Here is a 24,582-nt window from a genome sequence, read left to right as displayed (position 1 = left end):
CCTATAATCCACGACCACCATCTACATGCAATGTCGTTCCAGTGACCATACTTGCCGCATCAGACAATAAATAGCTGACTGCCCCTGCTATATCCGCTGGCTGTACTAAGCGCCCAAGTGGGACAGACTGCACAAACACATTTTGCTTCGTTTGCTCTATATCAGCATCCTGTGCAGCAAATTGACCAAGCATTTGTGTGTCAGCTGGGCCTGGATGAATCGTATTAACGCGAATTTGGCTTGATGCAAGTTCAATTGCAAGCCCTCTTGTAAAGCTTTCTGCCGCCCCCTTTGAGGCAATATAAGCCTGTAAGCCTGGTCTAGGACGCACGGCAGAAATAGAGGCTATTGTAATAATGGAGCCCCCTTGCTGTTTTTTCATAAAAGGAACAACTGCTTTTGTCGTGATAAACAAGCTTTTTACATTGACATCCATTAAACGGTTCCACTCATCCATCGTGACCTGCTCAATCGGTGTCGCTGACTGGGCAATTCCTAGTGCATTGACAAGGCCATCTATTCTGCCATACTTGTCAAAAACCTGTTGGCAAATGCTTTGAACACGTTCCTCCTGCAATACATTGACTTCAACACATTGTAATGAATCATGGGCGATATCTGATAGTGCATCTATTGATAAATCAAGCCCTACAACCTGATTACCCTGCTTTAGCTGCTCTTGAATAATCGCTTTTCCCATACCGCCTCCTGCACCTGTAACTACGACCACCTTTTGCTCGATTGCCATCCTAAACACCTCCTGCTGTTAAAGTCCTATTAATGATTTCCTGACAAATTGCATCGCCCATTTGTGCCGTTGTCGCTTGTCCACCAATATCTGCTGTCTTTACGATACCTTCCTGTAGCACTGTTGTAATCGCCTTAACAATGAGCTGTTCTAAATCGCTTCTACCTTGATGTCCAAGAAGTAAGGCAAGCGACCAAATTTGTGCAATGGGGTTAGCAATGCCCTTACCTGCAATATCTGGTGCAGACCCATGAACAGGCTCAAACATCGATGGAAAATCCTTTTCTGGATTCAGGTTTGCCGATGGAGACAGACCAAGTCCCCCGACAATAGCTGAGCCTAAATCGGATAAAATATCGCCGAATAAATTGGACGCCACAACCACCTCGAAATCCTGTGGACGTTCGACAAAATAGGCTACCAAAGCATCAATATAAATGGATTTCAACTGTAGGTCTGATGAGCTTTGTGCCACCGTTTTTTTTGTCTGTTCATCCCAAAATCTCATCGAATGAATAATGGCATTCGATTTTGTCGCACTGGTGATATTGGTTTTACCATGTTGCTTGGCATAATTACAGGCAGCTCGGACAATTTTTTCAATGCCAATCCGCGTCATAATGGTATTTTGAATGGTCATTTCCTGTGGCTGCTGCTGATACAGTCGACCACCACTATCCGAATATTCGCCCTCCGCATTTTCACGGAAGATGACAAAGTCAATGTCTTTACCATTCGTTAAGGGAGATGCTATCCCTGGCAACGATTTAATAGGACGGAAATTCACATACTGCTGGAAATGTTTCCGAATAGGCATAATTAATTGCCAAACCGTGACATCATCTGGCACACGAGCATCGCCAATTGCACCAAATAAAATCGCATCATATGTTTGAAGTGTTTCCAATGCATTCTCGGGCATCATACAGCCGTGCTGCACATAATAATCAGAGCTCCAAGGAAAAATGGTCGTTTCAATGTGTAAGGAACTGTCCTGTTCCTGCAAACATGTCAGCACCTTTAATGCTTCCTGCATTACCTCTTTTCCTATGCCATCCCCTGGTATGACGGCCATTTTTATTGACGTCATTGTTCATCACCCGCCAAAAATTTTAATGCTGCTAAACGGTAAATAGCCGTTGTTTCTGCTAATTCTTCAAGCTCTACATATTCATTGATTTGATGAGGGATTTCGCGATCTCCAGCACCGACCGTCACAATCGGGATGCCATGAACATGAAGAAACGTACCATCTGTCGCACCCGGAACACCATTATATTTCGGTTCTTTCTCCGTCACCTCTGCCACTGCCTCATAAATAGCCTGTACCACAGGATCTTCCTTAGCCGTTGCAGTAGCCGGCCGATTATCAAGCACCGTTAGTTCGACTTTAAAATCAGGGTCATCTGCTTGTAACCGTTTAATAATGGTCTCGATTTTGCCTACTAGCTCACCATGATCCTGAGCAGGCACCGTGCGGATGTCGAGCGTCGTCATACAATGATCTGGAATGACATTGATTTGTGCATCACCTTTAACCGGCGCACGTAAAATCGTTGGTGTGATAGATGGCCAATTCAGCATTGGATCACGCCCTAATCGTGCTTGCTCCTCTTTTTCCAATTTTTCAAGTTCTACGATAAAACGCGCCATGCGCCAGTTTGGATTTATACCGCTCCACGAAATAGCACCATGCGCCATTTTACCGAAAATATCTACTTGTAAACGTATGGCCCCACGCTGTGCAATACATACATTATTTTCCTGTGGCTCACAGATAATCGCGCCATCCACTCCATCAGCCCAGCCATTTTTAATAAAATGCTTAATGCCAAGCATTAGCCCCTCTTCATCACAAGGAATACATAAAATAATCTTGCCAGTAAACTCCTCTCGATCTAGCAGCAATGACTGGCAAGCCGTAATCATACAAGCCAGATTCCCCTTTGTATCATTCGTTCCCCTGCCATACATACGCCCATCCACAATCTCTGCTCCAAATGGATCATAAGCCCAAGCCTCTCGATTGCCCTCTGTCACGACATCTGTATGTCCTTCGAAAAGTAATGTTTTCCCAGGCTTGCCCGAATCAATAATGCCAATTACATTCGGTCGCCCTGGCACAACTTCCTCTACATGCGTTTCGATGCCAATATCTCGTAAATAAGAGGCTACAAAAGTTGCCACCTCTTGCTCATTACCCTTCGGATCGTTCTCACGGTAAACGCTTTCAATTCGCACAAGCTTCTGTGTTAATGCAATGACCGCCTCACGATCACGCACATACGATTTCGTTGCTTTCAAACTAGTTACTGTCATGCAAAGGCCTCCTATTTTTATAGAATATTCTGAATTTATGTTATTTTATCATTGTCCTTTCTCTATGAAACTAGACAATATGTTAATGATTCCTAGAATGACCTTAACTTTTTGTTTAGCAATAAAACGCTAGAAAATGACAAATTATTCTGTTTTACGTGAATTTTTGATAGATTTTTTGAATAAAGAAGAGTTTATGGTTCGATTTTGGGGTGCTTGATTTTATAGTGAGTGAGTCGGTGCATCCTACTTTTGAAAGACTTGTTCTCCTTTTAGAGCTGAGCCTCACGCTACTTATGAGCGACCTTTTCTTTTATTTGAGAGCGAACAACCACCCTATCCCCTCCTAAAACGAAAAAAACCAGCAGCTGCTGGTTTTTTCCTGTTTATTGTTGACGGGATTCGGTCATTTGCTTCCAGACCGAGCCTTTTGCTTCCTCACCTTGTTCGATACGAGCAATAGCCATTTTCACTTGTAATTTCACTTCGAATTCTTTATCATCCTCAGCCGCTTTTAGTGCTGGTAAAGATTGCTCCGTGCCGACCTCATATAAATACATCGCTGCACGCCAGCGAACCAATTTGTTTTTATCTTGCAAGGCTTGCTGCATGGCTTCTTCAAATTCTACAAGGCCAAGATCACTCATACAGTCGCCTGCTGTTCGACGTACTGCTGCACTTTTATCCTGTAAGGCTCTTTCTAAATAAGGCACAACAGCCACATCTTCAATCATGCCTAAGTAGACAGTCGCTAGTCGACGAATGGACATCTGTTCATCCTGTAAGGCTAAATCAAGTAATGGTAAATCATCTAGCTCTGGATCAGCCATTTGGTCGAGCAACTGGAAGCGTTTCTCCCATTCTGGTTGATTGAACTGCTCCACTGTCACTTTTATTTTAGCTGTTTTAATAGCTGCTTTTTCATCATCATTATTAATAGCTGTGACAATTTCTGCTAAACGCTCCGCAGAATACGTGACATCGATCTCCTGCTTGACTGTTTCTGCTATATCCTCAAGCTCGCCATAGCGTACACCATAATCAATCCATTTGCGTTGGAAAATATAGTTTTCATCTACTGCCGACTCAATAATTTGATTAAAGGCATCAACAAAGCGGTCGCCACAGCTAACACGATGTTCGCGCTGATTATCAAAAGCTTTTACTTGTAGTGGCACCTGCTTGTAAAACTGTACATGCACATAAACCTCACCATAAAATTCATTGGCTACAACGGTTTCATCCTGTGTTTGAACATCTTCCCCTAACACTTGACGAATGCTTGCGAGAATACCTTCCCATGCATATTTGGCATTACGCTCAACAGCAAAGAAATCGGCTACGTGGTAAACGCCCTTTACCCCTTCAATAGCTAAAATGGCTGCAGCCTCGCCAGTTGCCTCGTCTTTATTATCCTTTGTAAAATTATAGCTTTTCCCGAACGGTAGCTCTGTATCAACGACAATCTTCATCGAATTGGGACTTGGCGTCGGTTCAATTGTAATAATCTTCATGTCTATCGCTCCTTATCCGTTGACAATTTCATCTAAATAAGACCATCTTTCAATCAGATGCTCATAGTGAGCATTTAGCTCATCCAACTTAGCTGTTAATTCCTGTAATTTCGTGAAATCTGAGCCCGCATTCGCGATTCCGTCTTCGGTCTCCATAATGGCTGTTTCCGTCTTTTCAATGTCATCTGCAATCGTTTCCCATTCCTTTTGCTCTTTAAACGATAGCTTTTTCTTGTCTGATTTTGGCTTTTCGGTCTTCGCCTTTTCGACTTTTGGCGCCTCTGCTTTGACAGTAGCTGCCTGCTCGCGCTTCTCTAAATACTCACTGTATAGATCCAGCGTTTCCTCTACCTGTCCTTGTCCATCCAATATCCATAACTTTTTCGCAATTCGGTCTAGGAAGAAACGGTCATGGGAAATCGTGATGACAACGCCAGGGAAATGCTCAATGAAATCCTCTAACACACCCAATGTTTCAATATCCAGGTCATTGGTTGGCTCATCAAGTAATAAAACATTTGGTTGCTCCATTAATAAACGTAATAAATGAAGACGTTTGCGCTCACCACCAGATAATTTTCCAATTGGTGTACCATGGGCGTGCAGCGGGAATAAAAAGCGCTCTAACATTTGAGCCGCTGAATAGCGAACGCCCTCTGCATCGGTAATATCATTAGAAGCCTCACGTATATATTCAATCATACGCTCATTTTCATTCATTTTCGGCAATGTTTGCTTGAAATGTGCCAGCTTCACTGTTGACCCTACAAGAATTTCACCTTGATCGGGTGTTAGCTCCCCTGCCAGCATGTTCAATAAAGTTGATTTTCCTACACCATTCGCACCAATAATGCCGATACGGTCCCCCTGCTGTAGTAAAAATGAAAAGTGTTCAAGAATTTTTTGCTGTCCGAAGGCTTTCGAAATATTTTCAGCCTCCAGTACTTTTCGACCAAGGCGTGTAGTTGCAAGGCCCAATTCCAATGAAACATCCTCTGATTTGCGCTCTAGGTTATCCTCCAGCTTTTCAAAGCGTTGAATACGCGCTTTTTGCTTAGTTGAACGTGCCTTCGCACCACGACGAATCCATTTCAACTCTGAACGATAACGGTTGCGATCCTTTTGGGCAGAGGCAGCCTTCATTTCCTCACGAATAGCACGTGACTCTAAATAATCACCATAATTTCCTGTATGACGATACAACGTTTGATCTGCAAGCTCGTAAATATGTGTCGATAATTCATCGAGGAAATAACGATCATGGGTGATGAAAATGACTGCACCCTTTAGACGTAGCACCATTTCTTGAAGCCACTCCGTTGACTCCACATCTAAATGGTTGGTAGGCTCATCCAATAAATAAAGATCTGCAGGCTCAATTAACACTTTGGCTAAGGCAACTCGTTTTTGCTGACCACCTGATAGCGTTAACACCTCTTTATCGAATGTTTCGATGCCTAGCTTCGTTAATGCCGTTTTCGCAAGGGCATTAACATCCCATGCCTGCTCTTCATCCATGCGCTGTTGCAGACTAAACAATGTCTTTTGTAAACTTTCGGATGTTGGGTTGACAGCTAGTGCAGCTACTGTATCTTCATATTGGCGATTGAGTTGTAAAATCGGTGAATCGCCTGCAAAGACAGCCTGTAAAACCGTTTCTCCAGCATTAAATGTCGGCTCCTGTGGCAAATAGGCAACACGGTATTTATTCGGACGATCGACTGTTATCATGTCTGCTTCTATATCTCCAGCTAAAATGGATAACAGGGTTGATTTGCCCGTTCCATTAATACCGATTAAGCCTGCTCGCTCTCCTTCATAAATGGTAAATTCAATATTTTGAAAAAGCGTTTTATCGCCCACCGTTTTGGTTAGATTTTGTACGATTAAATGACTCATTCCACTATTCCATCTCTTTCATGTTAGGTATTGTTCATGCCCACACGATTTTTATGTAGACGATTATTGATATCCATTATTCATCATAACATCATTTGACAGGTAAACAAAGAACAACAACCCGTACTTACGATGGGTGAATGTCCTGTAAATTCGTGTGCATAAGCAGACAAAGCTTGATGATTCCTTGTTCTATGTGGTGTGGTTTAGAATAGGAATAACTGATTTTCATATTAGAGCTTTCCTACATACTTTCGGCTTTCAGCAATTGGCGCACTTCCCCAGAAGACCTGATTATTATTTGAGAAGCATTTACGCTAGTAAGATCATCTATTTTCCATGGATTCCTCTAATCTATCACGCTAAAATGTATAAGGCCCTTTATAGCCACTTATTGCATTTTTATGCTGATGTACTGCAATGGTAAAAATTACCGTTTGAGATAACGAAAACATTAGTGTAACATAATATTCCAATCCATTTTTAGAAGAGTAGCATGATGAAAATTTCCCGACTCGTTGTCGTTCTACCTACTTTGATGGTAGGTGCTTTTTTTATATATTTTTAGTGAAAATGATGATCGACAAGTAAAAATCTTTATAAAAGACAAATATGCCATGGATATAATCATAAAAAATAAAGGTTTTATTTCTGGTTTCCCATCGGATCAAAAATACATTGTCTATCAAGTACGGCCGATTTTATTAAGAAAATTTCAAATAATTCATTACAATAAAAGGGTTATGTCAACAACAACTATCCTATTTTTTAAGGGGAATTTTTTATGGAGCTTGCAGTCGTCATAAATTTAGTTTTATATATTGCCAACACTGTGTTTATTTTAGAAAAAAATGTAAAAAACAGCAGTGTACTGAAGGGGAAAATTATATTTACCTTACTCAATTTCCTATCATTAGCTTGTGGTATATTCTTGCTGCAATTTGCTTTTGCTATTAGCCAATTCGATGCTGTCACAGAAAATGATACGGCCATCGATGTGAAAACGAAAATGCTATTTGCGATAGAAGTCTTTTATTTTGTCATACTGAACGCATTCTTCACAATTTTGGTGTTACGAAAGAAATACCCGAATGAACAAGAACCGCCCTTCTAATGAAAGGCGGTTCTTTGTGCTATTGACCGATTTCGTGCTGTAATTGCTTTAAAAAGCTTTCCATAAATTGATGACGCTCTAAGGCCATTTGCTTGCCCTTTTCTGTCACCATTAAATCTTTTAGTAGTAGTAATTTCTCATAAAAATGCGTAACAGATGCAGTATTTTTTTGACGATATTCTGACTCAGACATATTTGTACGTGCGTCTTCGTCCTTATCATATAGCTTGCGACCTTTTGCTCCACCGTAAGCAAATGTTCTAGCGATGCCAATAGCCCCAATCGCATCTAAACGATCAGCATCTCGAACAATCTTTGCTTCCAATGAGGTTGCTTCTAGCTCATTTCCACCATTAAACGACACTTGTGCGATACAGTCTCGAATATGCCGCTTTTTTTCCTCGCTAACAGGTAACTCTGCAATAAGCTGTTCTTCCTGTTCCTTGCTATCAGTATACTTTTTGTCACTAACATCATGCAAAAGCACCGCTATTTTGACCACCTCAACATCTGCTGTAGGCTCGGTATGTAAGATAGCTAATGCGTTTTGATAAACGCGTTCAATATGTTGAAAATCATGACTAGCATCAAATTGTGCATATACTTCACGTACTTTATTCATTAAATGATCCATCATGTACTCTCATTCCTTTCCTATAAGATTATACTGTACTTTTTCGAGTAAAAGGTAATGTAGTAAAATAAAAAAACAACACCATTTCAATTGACAAATTTTTCTGAATATTATATGATAAACGTACAGAACAATCTATTTGTTCTGTATCTCATATTTTTTTAGTCGTGTACAACAGCTATGTGTTTGACAAATGGAACATCAACTTCAGCGGGCTTACAATTGAATAACCTGTTTTAAAGATGACGTGCGTATTGAAAACCAATCATCTAAACAAATAAAAGTGAACACTTTCCCTTAGAAATTCTTTGTTTAACCCGCATAGCCATATGTACATGCCAAAAAATATGAACAACAAGTTAGTTTGATGCATGACCAAAAGGATTTCACTAGATGTAGCAAAAGTGAATTGTTTTTTATTAATGGTTGTTACCTTCTTCTAGTCAATTATTTGAGTATGTATGAACGTAGCTCCTCCCATTAATGAAAATCGTGCACGATCCTTGTTTACAGCTTGTGAACACCATGTTCAATGAGTTGTGCTCATTAGAATGAAAAACATGTAAGCCATAAATGTATGAAGCGATAAAGGAAGTAGGAACAATTTTGATAAAAAGTATGACCCTCCCGCTGAAGGACAAATAAAAGCTGCCCATCTTACAATCAAGTAGATGATGGCAGCTTTTACTGTTTTGTCTTTTTTCTTTACAGTACGTCTTGAATGATTGCATCAATCTCCTGTAAAAGGGCTTCATTTTGCATCGTTGAACTTAATTTCAAATTAGCTTGGTCTACGTGGATAACTGCTACATGCATCCCCTCTTGAATACTTGCGCTTGGCACAGGGATCATTTTTTCGATATCGAATGTCATAATGAGATCTGGAAATTTCGATTGCACCTGTCCTTCCTTCGATAACGTCATATATTCATTCCAGAAAGTTAGGTGATAATCACCAACTGCTAATTTCCCAACATCAAAGCCATTTTCCTTCGTTAATGAATATTTCTTTACTGCACCTGAAACGATGTGTACCCCATTCAATTGCTGTAAAACATGAGCTAATTTTTCTTCAAAAGTTTGTCCCTTTAAAAAGCCATAGCCAAGCTCAATGGCCATTGTGATGGCATTTGGTGCACCATGCTTCTGTAGATAGTCAATCGTCACTGGATTTCTTGTTACGCCTACAAGCCCACCCGCTAAAATAGAGGCTTGGCGTGCTGTTTTTGCCGTATTGTGTAAAGTTCCTTCCACAAAACCTTGAACTGCAAAATGAGCTTTTCCTCCTGCGTAAAATTGTACGGATTGATAATTTGATTGTTCATGTAGATTTAAAGAACCCATAATACCTGTCGGATGTGCTCGTCCATTACAAGGAGCGTCAACGACTGGGACATTTAATAGGACCGACTGTAACCAGCCATTAATCGTCGTATTGGCACCATTTTCATTCGTAATGATGCCCTTCAGACGTTGATCGCAATAGTGATTCATACTATGGTAGCTCCAACAAAGCTGCTCGCTAGAAATGTATTGATCGGCTGATGATGGTGCGCCGACCATTGCTACACATGCCACTAAGTCCTCATGATTTAATTCAGAGATATCCATTAATTGAGGTGTCCCAGCAGCAAAGATTTCCTCCACTAGCTTGAGCCCTTCCTCTAGGAGACCACCTCCGCCACCACCAAGGATTGCTCCTCCATAAACTGCAGCAATCCCATCCTCATATGATAATACTTTTACCATTCAACCTTACTCCTTTCTATTTCCCTATTTTTAGAATAGAAGAGAAGAAGCTATACAACGCATCTCCAGCAATGACACCCGCTGCAAAGACCGTCATTTCAGATTCTCTCTTGCCTTTCGTCATATACGTGAAAATAACACGAAGCAAGATACCCACTAATACAGCCCAACCAGCAATCGGGTTAATCAGTAATAAACCAGTAGCAAACAGGATACCCATTTGTCGTTTTGAACCACCTATTAATTGAATCAATGCACCAGGAATCGCCCAAATCATTAATTGTTTCGCTACATCGCCTGTAACACCTGATTGAATTGTCGCTGCATAGACATGATTCACTGGTGCTACTAAACCTTGTGCAAAATAAGATTTATAGGAAAGTAGAACAACTACTGCTGAAATCGAGAAGGCTAACATACCTGCAATCATTTGCTGCTTGCGTCCTTCTTTTTCTAAAGCTGGGTCACTACCATTTCCACGTAAAATGAAACCTGTTTTCAAATCATAGCCCATATCGGCAAATGCTACCCCCGTAGCGGCACTATAGCCTGCTAATAAAGCAAGTGCTGGTGCTGGGAAACCTATTAAAATACCAACAATTAGTGTAATAAATGCCACTGCAAATGCTGGGAACCAACCTGCATGCATCGCTGCAATACCAACGATTAGCTCATGGACAAATGCTGCAATTGTTGCGAAAATGATGAAGCCTATTAACATACCGAATGACATATGTGTAATTATTCCGCCTAAAAGGGCGATTAATAATGCAATGACTAAATAAGCAATAAAACCTACACCAAAACCTTGGCGAATTTCTTTAGCATCTTTTGAATAGCTTAACTCTTCTGACTTTTTAGCAGAGCGTTTATTCATTAATGTAAATGCTACTTGGAAAAGAGCCACAATTCCGGCACCAATCATAATACCATGTGGAATATAATAGGCATTTAAATCAACATTAAATAATTGAACAGAATAGCCTCTTAGTAAAAGACCAATTCCAAACATCGTCAGCGCCCAAATATTGCCGATGAACGCCACCCCAAAAGCTGACATTGGAATTTTAAGAACAGCTCCCACGATACCGATTAATACACCACCAACTAATACCTTTGCATTTTTACCGCCTTTATCGCCAGCTTTAATAGCTTCAGCAGTTGCAATCCCTGGTGGCCAAGTACCTGCTGCCGGGAAAATCTTTGTATCAAAAAATTTATATAATAATAAAGCATCAACAAACATCGCTAAAATAACACCGATAAATAATGGTAAAACTAAATTTTCATAACCTAAAACGTATGGAATACCGATTGGCAGCATTAAGCTACTTGCTGCACTAAATGTAGCCGATGAAATCGCCGTTTGAATAATATTTTGTCTGTGCACGGATTTGAATGCAATGAGCTTTCCTATTGGTAATCTTCCGAGAATCATCGCAAATATTGCCCCAACGATCGATGTATTAGCAGAAATCCCTAAAGTTGTAATCAGTTGAATCCCAATAATAGCCCCAACGACAGATGTTAAGACGATCATTAGTAACGTTACAGGCTCTAAAGCCCTAGGATGTAATACTTTATTATTCATAGTGACAGCTCCCCTATTGTTGTTATAGTTTTGAAATGTGTGATTGTATTTGCTGAGCTACTTTCACTAACTGTTCAAGCATATATTTCTCCCTTTGATCATTTAAATCATATACCAAACCAGAAATTGTAAGAGATGCGATGATTTCTTTTTTATAGTTAAATAATGGTACACTGATGCCAAATGCATGTTCATTATACTCCCCAACCGTTCCACACAAGTTGTTGCGACGGATTTGCTGCAGCTCTCCCTTTAATGATTCAAGGTAGGACTTATGTTCTTCTTTCGATTGTTCCTCTTGAAAGAAGGCTATTAATTCGAGCTGTCTGTTCTCCTCTAAATAGGCAAACATCACCTTACAGGAAGCACCGATGTAAAGGGGTGTCTTCGTTCCTAAAGACACCGCATACTTTACATTTTTATTGCTTTCGGCTATTTTTGTTGTGACACCATATTCATTGTCCATATAAGTAAGAAATACTGATTCATTCATTTCACTAGCAAGATTTTGCATTAATTCATAAATGGTCGAGTGTGGGTCTTTTGAATTCGATAGCACATCATAAAAAAGGTACATTTTGTAACCTAATTTATATTTTTTAGTGTATTCATCCTGTATTAAATAACCCGCTTCTGTAAATGTATTAATGGTTCTTTGCACAACACTTGTCGGCAACTTCATCATGCGTGAAATTTCACGAACACCTAATGCGTTTTCTGTCGTAGCAAAGCATTCTAGTATATCCAATGAGTTTTTTAATGTCTTGACAGTCATTTATTTCTCCCTTAAGCGTTTTGATAAGCGTATTGCTTTCTCGCCACTTCTTCAGAAATATATTCATTTAATAAATCACGTTCAATGGCTTCCGTGCTTCTTTCTAATGGATTGCCGTAACCACCGCCAGTTGCTGTAACAAGCTCAATACGGTCTCCTTTTTGCAATTCATAATTGGCAAGTACACCTACTGGTCCAACCTTCGTTCCATCCTTTTTATGAACGATTAAATAGTTGTGAGAGCCTTCCCCACCACCATTTAAACCGAATGGCGCAAATTGATGTCTGCCTAGGTTCACAGAAACCTTTTGACCATCATGATTGACTGTATAGACACGACGTACACCTAAGCCACCCCTAAATTGACCGACACCAGCACCATCGCAGTTTAAACTATATTCGTCAATTTGAATACCGTATTTTGTTTCTGCAATTTCCACAGGAAGGTTATAGGTTTCACCATCTCCCATGCAGTATTGCCCACTTTGACCATCCTCATCATTTGCTGCTCCCCAACCACCAACAGATGGTTCAACAATTAGGAACGACTCATCATTTTCAGGGTTTTTACCTGTTAAGATAAATGTACAAACGGACTGTAAATGCCCTGCCGATAATCTTTCTGGCAAATGCGGTGCAAGAGCTTTCCAAATTAAATCCGCAGCCCCAATACGCGCCTCAAAGTTCATGGATACAGGATGTGGACGTTTAGCGGAAACAATCGAATTTTCATCTGTGATAATCGTTAAGCGTTTAAAGACACCCTCGTTAATTACATCAATATCGCCAAGTAAAGCTAAGAACATAACGCGCACACTTGCCATTAAACCAAATTGTGAACAGTTCACTGGCACATTGACCGCAGGATGCGAGCCTCTAAAATCACAAATAAATTCTTCATCACTAATCGTTACTTTCACTTTAATTGGATAGGGTCCGCCCTTTAATGGATCCCCTTCAATAAAGTCTTCCGCATAAAATTCACCTTTTGGTAAATGTTGAAGCTCAAGCTCTACAATTTTCTCCCCCTTGTCCAATAATCTTTGAATGGACAATTTCACCGATTCAGCACCAAACTTCTGACAAAGCTCTGCAATGCGTTTTTCACCTGTTTTTAAGGCTGCCACTTGTGCAAACATATCGCCAATTGAAAGCTCTGGTAAACGAACGTTCGTTGCTATAATTTCATAGACCGCCTCGTTCAACTCCCCTTTATGATAAAGTTTGACACCCGGTAGCTGTAAACCTTCCTGATAGATTTCATTAGAATTACTTGTAAACGAACCTGGGTCCATCCCTCCTACCTCTGTCCAGTGTGCTTTATTGGCAGAGTAAGCAATAATTTCACCTTTATAAAAAATCGGTAATACTAAGCCCACATCCGATAAATGCGATCCACCCCCAACATATGGGTCGTTAATAATAATGACATCGCCTTCATGCAACTTTCCATTATCGAATTTTTCAATAACACGTTGCACCATTGGACTTAGCATCCCAATAAAGCTTGTGACACCATTCCCTTGGCTAATTAAATTACCTTTGGCATCCGTTAAACCACAAGCGTAGTCTAATACTTCATAAATAACTGGGCTCATGGATGAACGTGCTAGAGCCACAAACATTTCGTCCCCTATGGCTAGCAATGAATCTTGAATAATTTCTACTGCAAAAACGTCTTTTTTCATGTTTTATTTCCCCTCCATCTCTACAATCAAATTGCCATATTTATCAATTTCAATGGATTGCTTGTCATTGATTACGACCGTAGATGTTGGATTTTCCACAATAGCAGGACCTGCAATGACATAACCTGGTACGAGCTTTTGTTGATCGTAGACATTGACCTCTACCCAACCTGTTCCCTTCACATATAAATTACGCTGTGCTTTGATACATGTGGAAGCGTCGACCTGTGAGAAGTCTAGTTCCTTAAACTGAACTGCCTCATCTTTTCCGTAGATTGTAAGATGTAAATTGACTAACTCAATGGGCGTAGCTGGTAAATCAAATGAAAACTCTTGTTTATGTTTAACATGGAAAGCCTCCGCTAATTCGCGTAGCCCCTCTTCTGTAATCGTGCTAGTCGATGCGTTCAATTTCACTGCATGCTCTTGTCCTTTGTATCGTAAATCATAATTAATCTCAAAATAATAATGATCCTTTGATAAAGGGGCATCCGCATAGGCATTGGCAATCGCCTGATCAATATTTTCTTGAATTGCCGCAAGATGGTTGGCATCAAAGCCCATTAAACTTGTTTGAATATAATCTTGTCGGTATTCTGTCATCATCATACCTAATGCTGAAAAGACGGAAGAACCATATGGAATAATCACTTTTTTCATACCTAATTCTTCTGCTAGGTTAATCGCATGTAGTGGGCCACCACCACCGAATGCTACCATTGTGAAGTCTTCTGGATCATAGCCTTTACGAATCGAAATCAACTTCAGTGCATTTAACATATTAGAGTTCGCAATATCTAAAATACCTTGAGCCGCTTCTTCTGCCGTTACATTAAACGGTTTCGCAATGGCTTCCACAAGAGCCTCCTCTACTTTGTCAATGGATACTGGATTATCAAAGTTTTCTAATGATAATCTTCCTAAATACACATTTGCATCGGTAATCGTCGGCTGTGTATTGCCTAAGCCATATGCCACTGGCCCTGGGTTTGCACCAGCAGAATCTGGACCAACCTTTAACGAGCCAAATGGATCCACACGTGCGATGGAGCCACCGCCATTACCGATTTCAACAATATCCACTACAGGCGTTTTAATTGGATAACCCGCAAATTTTTCATTTCTTTCGATATAGTAATCTGTTGTCACATTTACTTTGCCATCTGTAATAAGGGAGCATTTTGCCGTCGTCCCACCAACATCGAACGCAATAATATTCGATTCATTGAGTAGCTGCCCTAATTTGGCTGCCCCAAACATCCCCGCAACAGGACCAGATTCCACTAAATTGATCGGTAGCTCCATTGCTTTATCAAAGCTTGTCGTCCCACCATTTGATTGCATAATTTTTAAATGGTCTGTAATACCGATCGTACTTAATTTTTCTTTTAAGCTTTTTAAATAGGCATGGGCAATCGGCTTTACATAAGAATTCAACACCGTTGTATTCGTTCTTTCATACTCACGATATTCTTTAATGGTTTCACTTGAAAGTGTGATATACACCTCAGGCCAAATTTTTAAAATTTCCTCTTTTAGCTGTTGTTCATGAATAGGGTTTTTATAGCCGTGAATGAATGAAATGGCAATCGCCTCAACACCCAATTTTTTAAATTTACGAACGATTTCATCGACTTCTTCGGTGTTAAGCGCTTTCATAATATTTCCTTTAAAATCGATGCGTTCATCCATTTCCTGTCGTAAGTAACGTTCTACAAATGGTTGTGGCTTTTTATATTTAAAGTTATATAAGTCCGGTCGATTCCCACGTGCAATTTCTATGACGTCACGGAAGCCTTTAGTTGTAATTAACCCAACTACGCCCCCTTTTCTTTCCGTTAATGTATTGATAATAACCGTTGAACCATGAATAAATGATTCAATCAGAGATTCTTCTGTAACATGTCGTCCTAATACATTTAATATGCCATCCTCAAAGTGACCAGGTGTTGTATGTCCCTTATCAAAATGAAGATTTCCTTTTTCATCTGTGAAAACTAAGTCGGTAAAAGTACCGCCAATATCTGTTGCGATTTTCAAGACTGCATCCCTCCGTGTTCCTATTATCGGAACAGTGTTCCGAATTAGAATTAAGTAAATTATATTTAAAAGAAAAAGAAAATTCAATGTATTTTTTAAATAAAAATTCATTTGACAATTAATCTGCGTTGTAAAAATCCGCTCTATCTTTCCAAAATCAGAGAACTATTAATAAAAAATACCAAACACATTTATATAAGGAAAGTTCTCATGATTTTTTTGCAACATAAAAAAGATCCTAGTTTTCACTAGAATCTTAAAATCTTTTAAAAAAATTAACTTTTATGAATTTTCAATCATGTAGTAGATGAAGAAATCAACTAAAATTTCACATTTATGCCATGCTTGAATTATAGATAGACGATGAGTCGTGCGGAAAATAAATAGTAGCTCTCTTCCAAATTATGCAGAGATCATCTAGGAACCAAGTTTTCCCCTTTATCCATTAAAAAAAGCTGCCCATTTAAGTTGGGCAGCTTTAAAGAAGATATTAGAATAATCCTACCGCATGGCCTTCATTATCAACATTCATGCGAAGGGCAGCTGGAGTTTTAGGTAGTCCTGGCATGGTCATAATATCGCCTGTCAGACAAACTAGGAAGCCTGCACCAAGCTTTGGAATAACTTCACGAATTGTGATCGTAAAGCCTTCTGGTCGACCGAGTAAACTTGGTTGGTCGGATAAAGAATACTGTGTTTTCGCCATACAAACTGGCAGAGAGTCCCAGCCAAATTTTTCGATTTGAGCAATTTGTTTTTTGGCTTGATCAGTGAATTGTACATCTTTTCCGCCATATACCTTTTGCACAATCGTACGCACTTTTTCTTCAATGGACTCCGTTACATCATATAAAGGAGAGAAGTTGTTTTCTTCTTCAAGCACAGCTAATACTTGTTCAGCTAGCGCTAATCCGCCTTTCCCGCCCTCTTCCCAGACATTTGTACGGGCAATACGTACTTGATTTTCCTGACACCAGTTCAGAACAGCCTCTAGCTCCGCCTCTGAGTCTGTAATAAAACGATTTAACGCAATAATCGGTTCAACACCAAATGTACGTACCGTATCAACATGCTTAGCTAAGTTTTCAATTCCTTGTAGCAGGGCATTCACATTTTCGTCAACAAGTGCCGTTTTCGGTACACCACCATGCATTTTTAAGGCACGAATCGTTGCTACGATAACGACTGCACTTGGTTTAAAGCCCGCTTTACGTGCTTTAATATTCATAAATTTTTCAGCACCTAAATCGGAGCCGAAGCCCGCTTCTGTTACGACAATGTCCGCTAGCTTGCGAGCAGTTTGTGTCGCCATAATGGAATTACAGCCGTGGGCAATATTCGCAAATGGACCACCATGTATAATAGCTGGTGTTCCTTCTAATGTTTGAACTAAGTTTGGCTTGAAGGCATCTTTCAATAATAATGTTAAGGCACCTTCTACTTGTAAATCACGTACAAAGACAGGCTCACGCTCAAATGTATAGCCAACCACAATGCTAGCTATGCGTTCACGTAAATCCTCAATACTTGTCGCTAAACAGAACACCGCCATAATTTCGGAGGCCACTGTAATATCAAAGCCGTCCTCGCGCGGCATGCCCTGAACAGGGCCACCTAATCCCACAACCACTTTACGAAGGGCACGATCATTTAAGTCCATCACACGCTTCCAAATAATGCGTCGTGGATCAATGTTTAATGCATTTCCTTGATGGATATGATTATCAATGAATGCGGATAAAGCATTGTTGGCTGTTGTAATCGCATGAAGGTCACCAGTGAAATGTAAATTAATATCCTCCATTGGTACAACCTGTGCGTAGCCGCCGCCAGTTGCCCCGCCTTTTACGCCCATAACTGGACCCAATGAAGGTTCCCGTAAAGCGACCATTACTTTCTTATTTAATTGATGAAGAGCATCTGCTAGTCCTACAGTAACCGTCGACTTCCCTTCACCTGCTGGTGTCGGACTAATAGCTGAAACTAGCACAACCTTTGCGTCCTCACCCTGAGCTGTAATTTTTAAAGGATCAATTTTTGCTTTGTAGCGTCCATACTGCTCAAGAGCATCCTCTGGAATACCCGCAGCATTGGCAATTTCCGTAATCGGTTTGATTACTGCTTGACTAGCGATTTCTAAATCTGATAATGGTTGATTTTTCGTTGTCATTTGGCATCCTACTTTCTATGTTGTTCATTTCCATTATAGTCTTAATTGTGAAAAAAAAGAAAGCCAGATACACAAGCATTTCGACAATCAATTGACATCTTTGTTCAATTCATGTATGTTCTAAGAGAAAATGCAATTTTTCACATTTTCTCAATGATAGCACAACTTAGTTAACTTTATTTTACATTCAAGCGCATTGGAGGCGAATGCTTATGCAACAGGGGATCGTAAAGTGGTTCAATAATGAAAAGGGTTATGGCTTTATTGAATGTGATGATGGAGAAGATGTATTTGTACATTTTACGGGCATCCAGGAGGAAGGCTTCCGTACACTTGAAGAAGGTCAGAAGGTGTCATTTGATGTTGTGGAAGGCAATCGAGGACCCCAGGCATCAAATGTTGTAAAATTATAAGCTCCAAAATTGAAAGTGGATGAGGTAGATGAATAGTGCTCAATCCGCTTTTTGACATGTTTGCACATAAAAATCCACTTCAACAATTGAAGTGGATTTTTAATTTATCTATTAATCCAATAAAAAGCACCTGGACAAACTAATGTTTCCTTTGTTCGGTGTGGATCTTTCAATGTTACACCGATGGGTCCTTCCTTTAAATGCCCTAGCGTCATGGCAGATGCTGCCGCCTCCTCATAAAAATCCAAGCGCATATTTGGTAGCTGTAGTGACACAAATTGCTCATGCTGCTCAGAATCGGGTAGCTGCAATACCTTCTGCCAAAGCTGAACCGTCTCCTCCACATCCTTGACAAAAAACTGAATAGATTCCATTGTGATGGCTTGGTTTTCATCGATTGCACCACTAGCTTTTAATTGTGCCAAACGTTCCTCATCTTCATCTGCCCATTCAATTAAGAATGGAAAATCCAATGAAAGATTGGGCATGCCAAAATGCAATAGCTTCCATTCTAGTGTCGTGCCATCTGGTCTTGTTCGGCTACAAGCATCGGGACCATATACTTCAAAGCCCAATGCACGCAATCGTTGACCCTCGTCTTCAATATTTTTGGTGCGTAAGGCAATTCGTGAAAATCCTTGGCGCTCACGATCACGTTTAAACGTATAATGTAGGGAATAAGGGTACAGAGCCGCTTGCTCAAATAAATCACGATCATAAATAGCGATTTGTTCAATATAGCTTAAGCCAAAATAGCTTAGCGTATTATAAGTCCCCCACATCGTGTGTTGACCACCGTTCACTGTACGGACATTTCGTTTATTGAAGAAAACCTTTATATTTTCTGGTGATTCTACTTGATGTACCAGATGATCAAAATATAAAGTCATGGCAATTCCCCTTTCTTTCCCCCATTAGCTTTACCTGGATGTTTAATTGATTTAAAATTTACTTAAGAAAAGGAGTTACTATATGGTATGAAAAAAAGTGCAATTTACCTACTAACTCCGTTAACTAATTTATGACTAACTATAAAGAGGTGATTTGAATGACAGATCAAGTAGCTGCTTTTAAATTGGCATTAGGTAACTATCCTACAGGTGTAACGGTTGTGACAGCATGTCATGAAACGAATCCAATTGGCTTAACAGTCAATTCTTTTGCATCTGTTTCCATTGACCCACTACTTATTTTATGGTCACTTGATAAAAAATCTCAGCTCCATTCTTACTTTATGGGTGCGGAAAAATTCGCTGTCAATATTTTAGCGAGTAATCAAGAGCATTTATGTACATTATTTGCAAGTAAAGTCCCGGATCGCTTTGCTCAAGCTAAATGGTCTACTTCTACTTTTGGGCTACCGATTTTACATGATACAGCAGCTATTTTACAATGTAAATCATTTCAGCAAATAGATGCAGGCGATCATACTATTTTTATTGGGCAAGTGCTAGACATTACAAATTCTCAAAAAGAACCCCTTCTCTATCATCGTCGTCATATCGGTCCAATTCCAAAAAGCTTTTATAGCTAATTTCCATAAAAAAGAGCCACTTGTAAGCAATGGAAACCATGCTTATTAGTGGCCTTTTCACATCGTTCAACTGAAATGAGCATTATTTCTTCTGTGGAAATCTCTGCTTTTCAAGCCTATTAATTTGCACAATCACACCATCTTGAATCGTAATATTCACTTCACCAAATTCAAGATTTTGAATTGCCTTAGCAATTGCCTCTAATTTTTTATCATCTACCTTTGCCGATTGAGCCATACGATACACCCCCTCTTTATTCTCCTAGTTGTACAAAAGAGGCCAACGCATCAAACCGATTGATAGCCCCTCCTATCTCTCAGACACCATCTGTTGGATTTGGCACCTATCTTCTCGGTTGCCGAGGCTTCATGGGGCCAAGTCCCTCCACCTCTCTTGATAAGAGTACTGCGTTTCTTGAAAATAATTCTATAATTCTGTTATCCGAATGTCAATATAAAATATTAGAAAACCTAGCTGAATACTTTGTAATAGCATCCTCTCTGTTACAATTCACTCATAATCCTATCGTATTGTATGCTATGTCAGTCTATCTAACCACAATGGCAAAGAAAAAAACTGTGTAGAAGCATGACCTTCTCCACAGTTCATCACGTTATTCCCTATGCAAACATTCCATTAAAGTTTGTGCTGTCTGTTGCTTGCCCATCACCTTAATTGGTTGTCCCTCAGCAGGCACGATCCAATGAGGCTCATCCCCGCCATATAAAGACTGCGAGCTATTTGCAACCATAAATTGAGCATGCGCGGCTTCCATACGCAGTCTTGCACGAGCGAGTAAAAAATCCTCATCATTTGTAGCTTCTAGCTTAAAGCCCACTAGCGTTACATTCGGTTGCCAGCCCTTGATTTGCCCTAATACTTTTGGTGCCTTTTTAAAATGGATAATAGGTGGTTCGTCAGAAGGCATTTTCCCCGCTTCCTCCATTAAATTACCGGATTGATCATAAACCTTGTCAATAACCCAATCGGAGCCAGCAGCAGCCATAATAACAATATCGACTTGTTGTAGCTGAACCGCATGACGTACCTTTTCTCCTAAATCCTCAATACCTTCAAATTTTACCAATGTCATTTTGTCGTGATTTGCTGGAAGCTGTGCAAAGTAGCCATGCATATATATTACATTCGCACCCTTAGCCAATGCGGCCTCTGCTAAATAACAGCCCATTGTCCCTTTTGATAAATTCGTGTGCCCTCGTACACGATCCCATTTTTCAAGTGTTCCCCCACTTGTAATGAGTACGGTTTTGCCTTGTAATGTCCCCATACACTCACCTATTTTCTACAATATATACAAATACTATTTTAACGTAATGTAAGGATGTGCTTCAATAGCCACAATCATAGCGTACTATTTTGCTCTTTTAACCAAGCACTTAATATTTCCGCAAATTTCTTGGTAACAGGGGAAGCATGGTGCTTCATCGCAATTCCAATGGTACGGTAGCCTCCTTGCTTTAGCGGGATTGCTTTTAACGTTGATGGTAAATGTTGAATGACCAATTGAGGCAAAATACTAATGCCTAAATGATGGGAAATCATTGAAAGAATCCCTACCTCCTCAGAAAGCTCAAAGCGAATATGGGGCTTTACATGATATTGCTCCAACAGTACCTTTACATCATTTGTCCCTTTATAGGAAGTCATGATAAAAGGCATATCTTCTAGGTCAACAATATCAATTTCTGTCTTATGAAATAAAGGGCTTTTATCCGAAACAATACATAATAAAGGGTCTTGTTGTAATTCCATAAATTGATATTGCTCTGATTTTTGACCATTCAAGAATCCTACCTCGACTTCCCCACTTAGCAGCCATTGTTCAATTTCGTAATAATCTCCCTCTCGTAACTCTACTTGTATCCCTGGAAATTGATGATCCATAATACGAACAATTTCTGGCATCCAATTCGAGGAAATACTTGAAATAACGCCAATTCGAACTTTTCCGCGTGTTACACCCAGTATATGGGCCGCTTCCTGCTGCAATAATTCCTGGGCATCCAGAACCTGACGCATCGCCCTTAGCATGGTCTGCCCCTCACTCGTCAGTGTTACACCTGCACGACTTCGATGAATGAGAGCAAAGCCAAATTCTTTTTCTAAACTAGACACGGCATGGCTCACAGCAGACTGCGTTAGTCCTAGTGCATCCGCTGCTTTTGTAAAGCTTGCTACCTCTGCCACCTTTGTTAAAATCTCATATTTAACTAAGCTCATTCGTCATCCCTCTATATACATGAATTTTTTTAATCCTATTCATTATAAACATTCGTTTTACTAATCACAATACAAGATATATAGTAAATTTTAGTATAAAAACTGTTTTAGTACACAGATGGTAGGTGAACATAATGAGTATCCAAGGAAAAGCAAATGTATTGATGGTTATTGTCACAATGTTTTGGGGACTATCTTATACCTTTATGGTCATGGGGCTTGAAACATTGGCAGTTTATAATGTGGTGGCATTGCGTTGTATCATTGCATTTTTCGTAGCAGGACTTATTTTTTATAAACGGATGATCAAAGTAAATGGTAAAACATTAAAATATGCGGCTATTCAAGGATTTTTATTATTCATTGTGTTCGCGTTAAGTTTATTTGGTTTACAGTCTACTTCTGCCTCAAATGCAGGCTTTATTTTAAGCCTAACCGTAGTATTAGTGCCGATTTTCAGCAGTTTCATTGAAAAAAAATTACCATCGAGAGCCGTTAGCTTTGCGGTCATTTGCACGATGATTGGTATTACAGTCTTAACAGCACATGGCTCATTCACCTTCCATAAAGGGGATTTATTAGTAGCCATTGCAGCACTATGCTATTCCATTTATTTACTACTGAATAGCTCATTTACACGAAATGTTGAATCCATTTCATACGGAATTTATCAGCTCGGCTTTGCTGGTATCTATGCCCTTGTCTTAACATTTATATTTGAAACACCGACATTGCCAAATTCAATGTCATCCTGGCTGGCTATTTTAGGGCTCGGTATCATTTGTAGTGCATTTTGCTTTGTTGGCCAAACTGTTGCACAACAGTATACTTCTGCTACACATACAGGACTTATTTTTTCATTAGAACCAATTTTTGCAGCCATGTTTGCCATGATGTTTATTGGTGAAAGTTTAACAGTGAAATTAGTGATTGGCGGTAGCTTTATCCTTATCGGTAATTTAGTGGCTCAATTAGAGCACTTCCATGCGTTACGTTTTATTAAAAAAGAAGCACAGGAAAAAGTCATACAATAAAATAGTGTGTCATGTCACTTCATTTACGAATGAAAAAGGAAGCTGAGAGTTATATCTCAAGCTTCCTTTTCTACTATGTATTGAATTTATAGCATCACTACATGTAAAATAGTTTACTATACAGTCTATTTTTTACAGAAACTAATTGGAGGAGAGTCATCTATGCAAATTCAACCCCGAAATACATCATACTATTTACCAGCTAAGGTCAATCAACCTATTAAAACAGAAAACCTATTGGATTTACTCAAATATGTGGATGGCAGTGAAGAGGAAGACGCCAAAAAGAACAAACCGAAAATTGAAGTCAGACACGAAAATGGCTATGTGCGTCAATATCTTGTTAAACCAAATGGACAAAGAGTACTCCTGATGGAAACTAAACAAAGCCATGACAATAAAGAAGCTAGCCATTTACATACTATGCCTCATAACCTGTTTAAGCAGCCATTTGAAAAGCCTACAAGTGACCCGATACTTTCGATTTTAAATGCGAAGGATAACATTGCTAAATATAGATATGGGATTTAAAGGACAACAATATTAAATAAAATAATAGACAAAGTCGAATAAAACGACTTTGTCTATATTTTAACCAGCAAGCCAGAGCCATATCTCACTGGTTTGATCATTATAAAAACCTTCTATATTGCTCTGCCTCTATCATACGCTCTTGCTGTTTTAAACGTGCCTCTTGCTCGGCAACTGTCTCAGAATGTGCTTGTAGCGGATCTACATCATCCTCACGTTCCGCATATAAGACGATACTACCTTGCTCCACAAGATGTGCATAATAAGCGATTTGTCCCTCTGATAGATTAAATCGTTTTAAGCCCTCTGTCACAGCCGAGTCACCTGTAAACCAAGACTTAAATTGGTCCACCCAATTACCAGCCTCATGTGTTTGGACATCAGCATCCCATTTTACATCCTCAAACTGTTCGGAATCTTTCGCAATAATATGAATATCCTCTTGTTGATAACCTTCTAACCGCATACTTTCTAAAATGTGAAGCATTTCATCCCTCGTATGGGCCACCTCAATTTGTGGGTTTTGTTCATTCATCATGTTCAATTCCTCCTAATTTATATGGCTTACTAGATAATTACCCTTGCTA

22 protein-coding genes and 1 riboswitch are annotated in these 24,582 nt (G+C 39.6%); of the genes, 5 read left to right on the top strand and 17 right to left on the bottom strand.

What is annotated here, in order from left to right:
• Window position 1: 1 nt before the first annotated feature.
• From MHI22_RS01310 to MHI22_RS01290, 5 genes are all read right to left on the bottom strand, one after another.
• On the bottom strand, window positions 2–748 hold the full coding sequence (locus MHI22_RS01310; RefSeq protein ID WP_036127354.1) for an SDR family NAD(P)-dependent oxidoreductase: 747 nt from the start codon (window positions 746–748) through the stop codon (window positions 2–4).
• A gap of 1 nt (window position 749) precedes the next feature.
• Window positions 750–1,838 (bottom strand): tartrate dehydrogenase, encoded by a 1,089-nt coding sequence (locus MHI22_RS01305; protein ID WP_340810845.1) that lies wholly within the window; start codon window positions 1,836–1,838, stop codon window positions 750–752.
• A complete protein-coding gene (locus tag MHI22_RS01300; protein ID WP_340808772.1) occupies window positions 1,835–3,067 on the bottom strand; it encodes a M20 family metallopeptidase in 1,233 nt (410 codons plus the stop codon). Before MHI22_RS01300 ends, MHI22_RS01305 begins: the two co-directional genes overlap by 4 nt.
• 386 nt (window positions 3,068–3,453) lie before the next feature.
• Window positions 3,454–4,581, bottom strand: a complete 1,128-nt coding sequence (locus tag MHI22_RS01295; protein WP_330493837.1) for a conserved virulence factor C family protein — start codon at window positions 4,579–4,581, stop codon at window positions 3,454–3,456.
• Window positions 4,582–4,593: 12 nt separating this feature from the next.
• Entirely contained in the window at window positions 4,594–6,480 is a 1,887-nt protein-coding gene (locus tag MHI22_RS01290; RefSeq protein ID WP_036121545.1) for an ABC-F family ATP-binding cassette domain-containing protein, read from the bottom strand.
• Between the two features lie 784 nt (window positions 6,481–7,264).
• Between MHI22_RS01290 and MHI22_RS01285 the strand changes: the two genes are divergently transcribed.
• Entirely contained in the window at window positions 7,265–7,594 is a 330-nt protein-coding gene (locus tag MHI22_RS01285) for a hypothetical protein (protein ID WP_058844693.1), read from the top strand.
• A gap of 19 nt (window positions 7,595–7,613) precedes the next feature.
• Here MHI22_RS01285 and MHI22_RS01280 read toward each other — a convergent pair whose 3' ends face one another.
• The 7 genes from MHI22_RS01280 to MHI22_RS01250 all read right to left on the bottom strand — a co-directional run bounded on the left by MHI22_RS01280 (window position 7,614) and on the right by MHI22_RS01250 (window position 18,241).
• The gene (locus MHI22_RS01280; RefSeq protein WP_036121558.1) at window positions 7,614–8,228 is read right to left on the bottom strand and encodes an HD domain-containing protein; all 615 of its coding nucleotides are present in this window, start codon (window positions 8,226–8,228) and stop codon (window positions 7,614–7,616) included.
• Between the two features lie 705 nt (window positions 8,229–8,933).
• Window positions 8,934–9,977, bottom strand: a complete 1,044-nt coding sequence (locus MHI22_RS01275) for an S-methyl thiohydantoin desulfurase domain-containing protein (RefSeq protein ID WP_101966832.1) — start codon at window positions 9,975–9,977, stop codon at window positions 8,934–8,936.
• A 16-nt stretch (window positions 9,978–9,993) separates the two neighbouring features.
• A complete protein-coding gene (locus MHI22_RS01270) occupies window positions 9,994–11,568 on the bottom strand; it encodes an OPT/YSL family transporter (RefSeq protein ID WP_340810844.1) in 1,575 nt (524 codons plus the stop codon).
• A gap of 22 nt (window positions 11,569–11,590) precedes the next feature.
• Window positions 11,591–12,343, bottom strand: coding sequence for an IclR family transcriptional regulator (locus MHI22_RS01265; RefSeq protein ID WP_340810843.1), 753 nt, complete (start codon window positions 12,341–12,343; stop codon window positions 11,591–11,593).
• 11 nt (window positions 12,344–12,354) lie between these two features.
• The gene (locus MHI22_RS01260; protein ID WP_271912916.1) at window positions 12,355–14,031 is read right to left on the bottom strand and encodes a hydantoinase B/oxoprolinase family protein; all 1,677 of its coding nucleotides are present in this window, start codon (window positions 14,029–14,031) and stop codon (window positions 12,355–12,357) included.
• Between the two features lie 3 nt (window positions 14,032–14,034).
• A complete protein-coding gene (locus tag MHI22_RS01255) occupies window positions 14,035–16,071 on the bottom strand; it encodes a hydantoinase/oxoprolinase family protein (RefSeq protein ID WP_089932528.1) in 2,037 nt (678 codons plus the stop codon).
• A gap of 490 nt (window positions 16,072–16,561) precedes the next feature.
• The gene (locus MHI22_RS01250) at window positions 16,562–18,241 is read right to left on the bottom strand and encodes a formate--tetrahydrofolate ligase (protein WP_089932530.1); all 1,680 of its coding nucleotides are present in this window, start codon (window positions 18,239–18,241) and stop codon (window positions 16,562–16,564) included.
• Window positions 18,242–18,453: 212 nt separating this feature from the next.
• Between MHI22_RS01250 and MHI22_RS01245 the strand changes: the two genes are divergently transcribed.
• Window positions 18,454–18,654 (top strand): cold-shock protein, encoded by a 201-nt coding sequence (locus MHI22_RS01245; protein WP_004269397.1) that lies wholly within the window; start codon window positions 18,454–18,456, stop codon window positions 18,652–18,654.
• Window positions 18,655–18,758: 104 nt separating this feature from the next.
• On the opposite strand, the gene MHI22_RS01240 is transcribed toward MHI22_RS01245, so the two are convergent.
• Window positions 18,759–19,544, bottom strand: coding sequence for a VOC family protein (locus MHI22_RS01240; protein WP_036123010.1), 786 nt, complete (start codon window positions 19,542–19,544; stop codon window positions 18,759–18,761).
• Between the two features lie 158 nt (window positions 19,545–19,702).
• On the opposite strand from MHI22_RS01240, the gene MHI22_RS01235 reads away from it, so the two are divergent.
• On the top strand, window positions 19,703–20,188 hold the full coding sequence (locus tag MHI22_RS01235; RefSeq protein WP_036123007.1) for a flavin reductase family protein: 486 nt from the start codon (window positions 19,703–19,705) through the stop codon (window positions 20,186–20,188).
• Window positions 20,189–20,270: 82 nt separating this feature from the next.
• Here the strand turns inward: MHI22_RS01235 and MHI22_RS01230 are convergent, their stop codons facing one another.
• The 3 genes from MHI22_RS01230 to MHI22_RS01220 all read right to left on the bottom strand — a co-directional run bounded on the left by MHI22_RS01230 (window position 20,271) and on the right by MHI22_RS01220 (window position 22,430).
• Window positions 20,271–20,426: a YezD family protein gene (locus tag MHI22_RS01230; RefSeq protein WP_080717081.1), complete on the bottom strand. Its 156-nt coding sequence runs from the start codon at window positions 20,424–20,426 to the stop codon at window positions 20,271–20,273.
• Between the two features lie 69 nt (window positions 20,427–20,495).
• A riboswitch (SAM riboswitch) is annotated at window positions 20,496–20,592 on the bottom strand.
• A gap of 210 nt (window positions 20,593–20,802) precedes the next feature.
• Entirely contained in the window at window positions 20,803–21,477 is a 675-nt protein-coding gene (locus MHI22_RS01225; protein WP_036123004.1) for a phosphopantothenoylcysteine decarboxylase domain-containing protein, read from the bottom strand.
• A 74-nt stretch (window positions 21,478–21,551) separates the two neighbouring features.
• Complete coding sequence (locus tag MHI22_RS01220) at window positions 21,552–22,430, bottom strand: LysR family transcriptional regulator (RefSeq protein ID WP_036123002.1); 879 nt, start codon at window positions 22,428–22,430, stop codon at window positions 21,552–21,554.
• 134 nt (window positions 22,431–22,564) lie between these two features.
• On the opposite strand from MHI22_RS01220, the gene MHI22_RS01215 reads away from it, so the two are divergent.
• Complete coding sequence (locus MHI22_RS01215; RefSeq protein WP_036122999.1) at window positions 22,565–23,464, top strand: DMT family transporter; 900 nt, start codon at window positions 22,565–22,567, stop codon at window positions 23,462–23,464.
• 162 nt (window positions 23,465–23,626) lie between these two features.
• Complete coding sequence (locus tag MHI22_RS01210; RefSeq protein ID WP_089932535.1) at window positions 23,627–23,995, top strand: hypothetical protein; 369 nt, start codon at window positions 23,627–23,629, stop codon at window positions 23,993–23,995.
• Between the two features lie 100 nt (window positions 23,996–24,095).
• Here MHI22_RS01210 and MHI22_RS01205 read toward each other — a convergent pair whose 3' ends face one another.
• On the bottom strand, window positions 24,096–24,533 hold the full coding sequence (locus tag MHI22_RS01205) for a general stress protein (RefSeq protein ID WP_036122993.1): 438 nt from the start codon (window positions 24,531–24,533) through the stop codon (window positions 24,096–24,098).
• Window positions 24,534–24,582 lie beyond the last annotated feature (49 nt).

This window comes from Lysinibacillus sp. FSL L8-0312, assembly GCF_038003285.1.
Taxonomy (GTDB): Bacteria; Bacillota; Bacilli; order Bacillales_A; family Planococcaceae; genus Lysinibacillus; species Lysinibacillus fusiformis_D.
Note: the sequence above shows the minus strand (reverse complement) of the source record. Positions and strands in the feature narration are given on the sequence as shown.

Excerpts from the sequence above, each read along its gene's own strand:
- MHI22_RS01290 (WP_036121545.1), bottom strand. The coding sequence starts at position 6,480 with ATGAGTCATTTAATCGTACAAAATCTAACCAAAACGGTGGGCGATAAA.
- MHI22_RS01265 (WP_340810843.1), bottom strand. The coding sequence starts at position 12,343 with ATGACTGTCAAGACATTAAAAAACTCATTGGATATACTAGAATGCTTT.
- MHI22_RS01235 (WP_036123007.1), top strand. The coding sequence starts at position 19,703 with ATGACAGATCAAGTAGCTGCTTTTAAATTGGCATTAGGTAACTATCCT.
- MHI22_RS01305 (WP_340810845.1), bottom strand. The coding sequence starts at position 1,838 with ATGACGTCAATAAAAATGGCCGTCATACCAGGGGATGGCATAGGAAAA.
- MHI22_RS01310 (WP_036127354.1), bottom strand. The coding sequence starts at position 748 with ATGGCAATCGAGCAAAAGGTGGTCGTAGTTACAGGTGCAGGAGGCGGT.
- MHI22_RS01210 (WP_089932535.1), top strand. The coding sequence starts at position 23,627 with ATGCAAATTCAACCCCGAAATACATCATACTATTTACCAGCTAAGGTC.
- MHI22_RS01215 (WP_036122999.1), top strand. The coding sequence starts at position 22,565 with ATGAGTATCCAAGGAAAAGCAAATGTATTGATGGTTATTGTCACAATG.
- MHI22_RS01260 (WP_271912916.1), bottom strand. The coding sequence starts at position 14,031 with ATGAAAAAAGACGTTTTTGCAGTAGAAATTATTCAAGATTCATTGCTA.
- MHI22_RS01245 (WP_004269397.1), top strand. The coding sequence starts at position 18,454 with ATGCAACAGGGGATCGTAAAGTGGTTCAATAATGAAAAGGGTTATGGC.
- MHI22_RS01240 (WP_036123010.1), bottom strand. The coding sequence starts at position 19,544 with ATGACTTTATATTTTGATCATCTGGTACATCAAGTAGAATCACCAGAA.
- MHI22_RS01250 (WP_089932530.1), bottom strand. The coding sequence starts at position 18,241 with ATGACAACGAAAAATCAACCATTATCAGATTTAGAAATCGCTAGTCAA.
- MHI22_RS01295 (WP_330493837.1), bottom strand. The coding sequence starts at position 4,581 with ATGAAGATTATTACAATTGAACCGACGCCAAGTCCCAATTCGATGAAG.
- MHI22_RS01275 (WP_101966832.1), bottom strand. The coding sequence starts at position 9,977 with ATGGTAAAAGTATTATCATATGAGGATGGGATTGCTGCAGTTTATGGA.
- MHI22_RS01300 (WP_340808772.1), bottom strand. The coding sequence starts at position 3,067 with ATGACAGTAACTAGTTTGAAAGCAACGAAATCGTATGTGCGTGATCGT.
- MHI22_RS01220 (WP_036123002.1), bottom strand. The coding sequence starts at position 22,430 with ATGAGCTTAGTTAAATATGAGATTTTAACAAAGGTGGCAGAGGTAGCA.
- MHI22_RS01225 (WP_036123004.1), bottom strand. The coding sequence starts at position 21,477 with ATGGGGACATTACAAGGCAAAACCGTACTCATTACAAGTGGGGGAACA.
- MHI22_RS01205 (WP_036122993.1), bottom strand. The coding sequence starts at position 24,533 with ATGATGAATGAACAAAACCCACAAATTGAGGTGGCCCATACGAGGGAT.
- MHI22_RS01285 (WP_058844693.1), top strand. The coding sequence starts at position 7,265 with ATGGAGCTTGCAGTCGTCATAAATTTAGTTTTATATATTGCCAACACT.
- MHI22_RS01280 (WP_036121558.1), bottom strand. The coding sequence starts at position 8,228 with ATGGATCATTTAATGAATAAAGTACGTGAAGTATATGCACAATTTGAT.
- MHI22_RS01270 (WP_340810844.1), bottom strand. The coding sequence starts at position 11,568 with ATGAATAATAAAGTATTACATCCTAGGGCTTTAGAGCCTGTAACGTTA.
- MHI22_RS01230 (WP_080717081.1), bottom strand. The coding sequence starts at position 20,426 with ATGGCTCAATCGGCAAAGGTAGATGATAAAAAATTAGAGGCAATTGCT.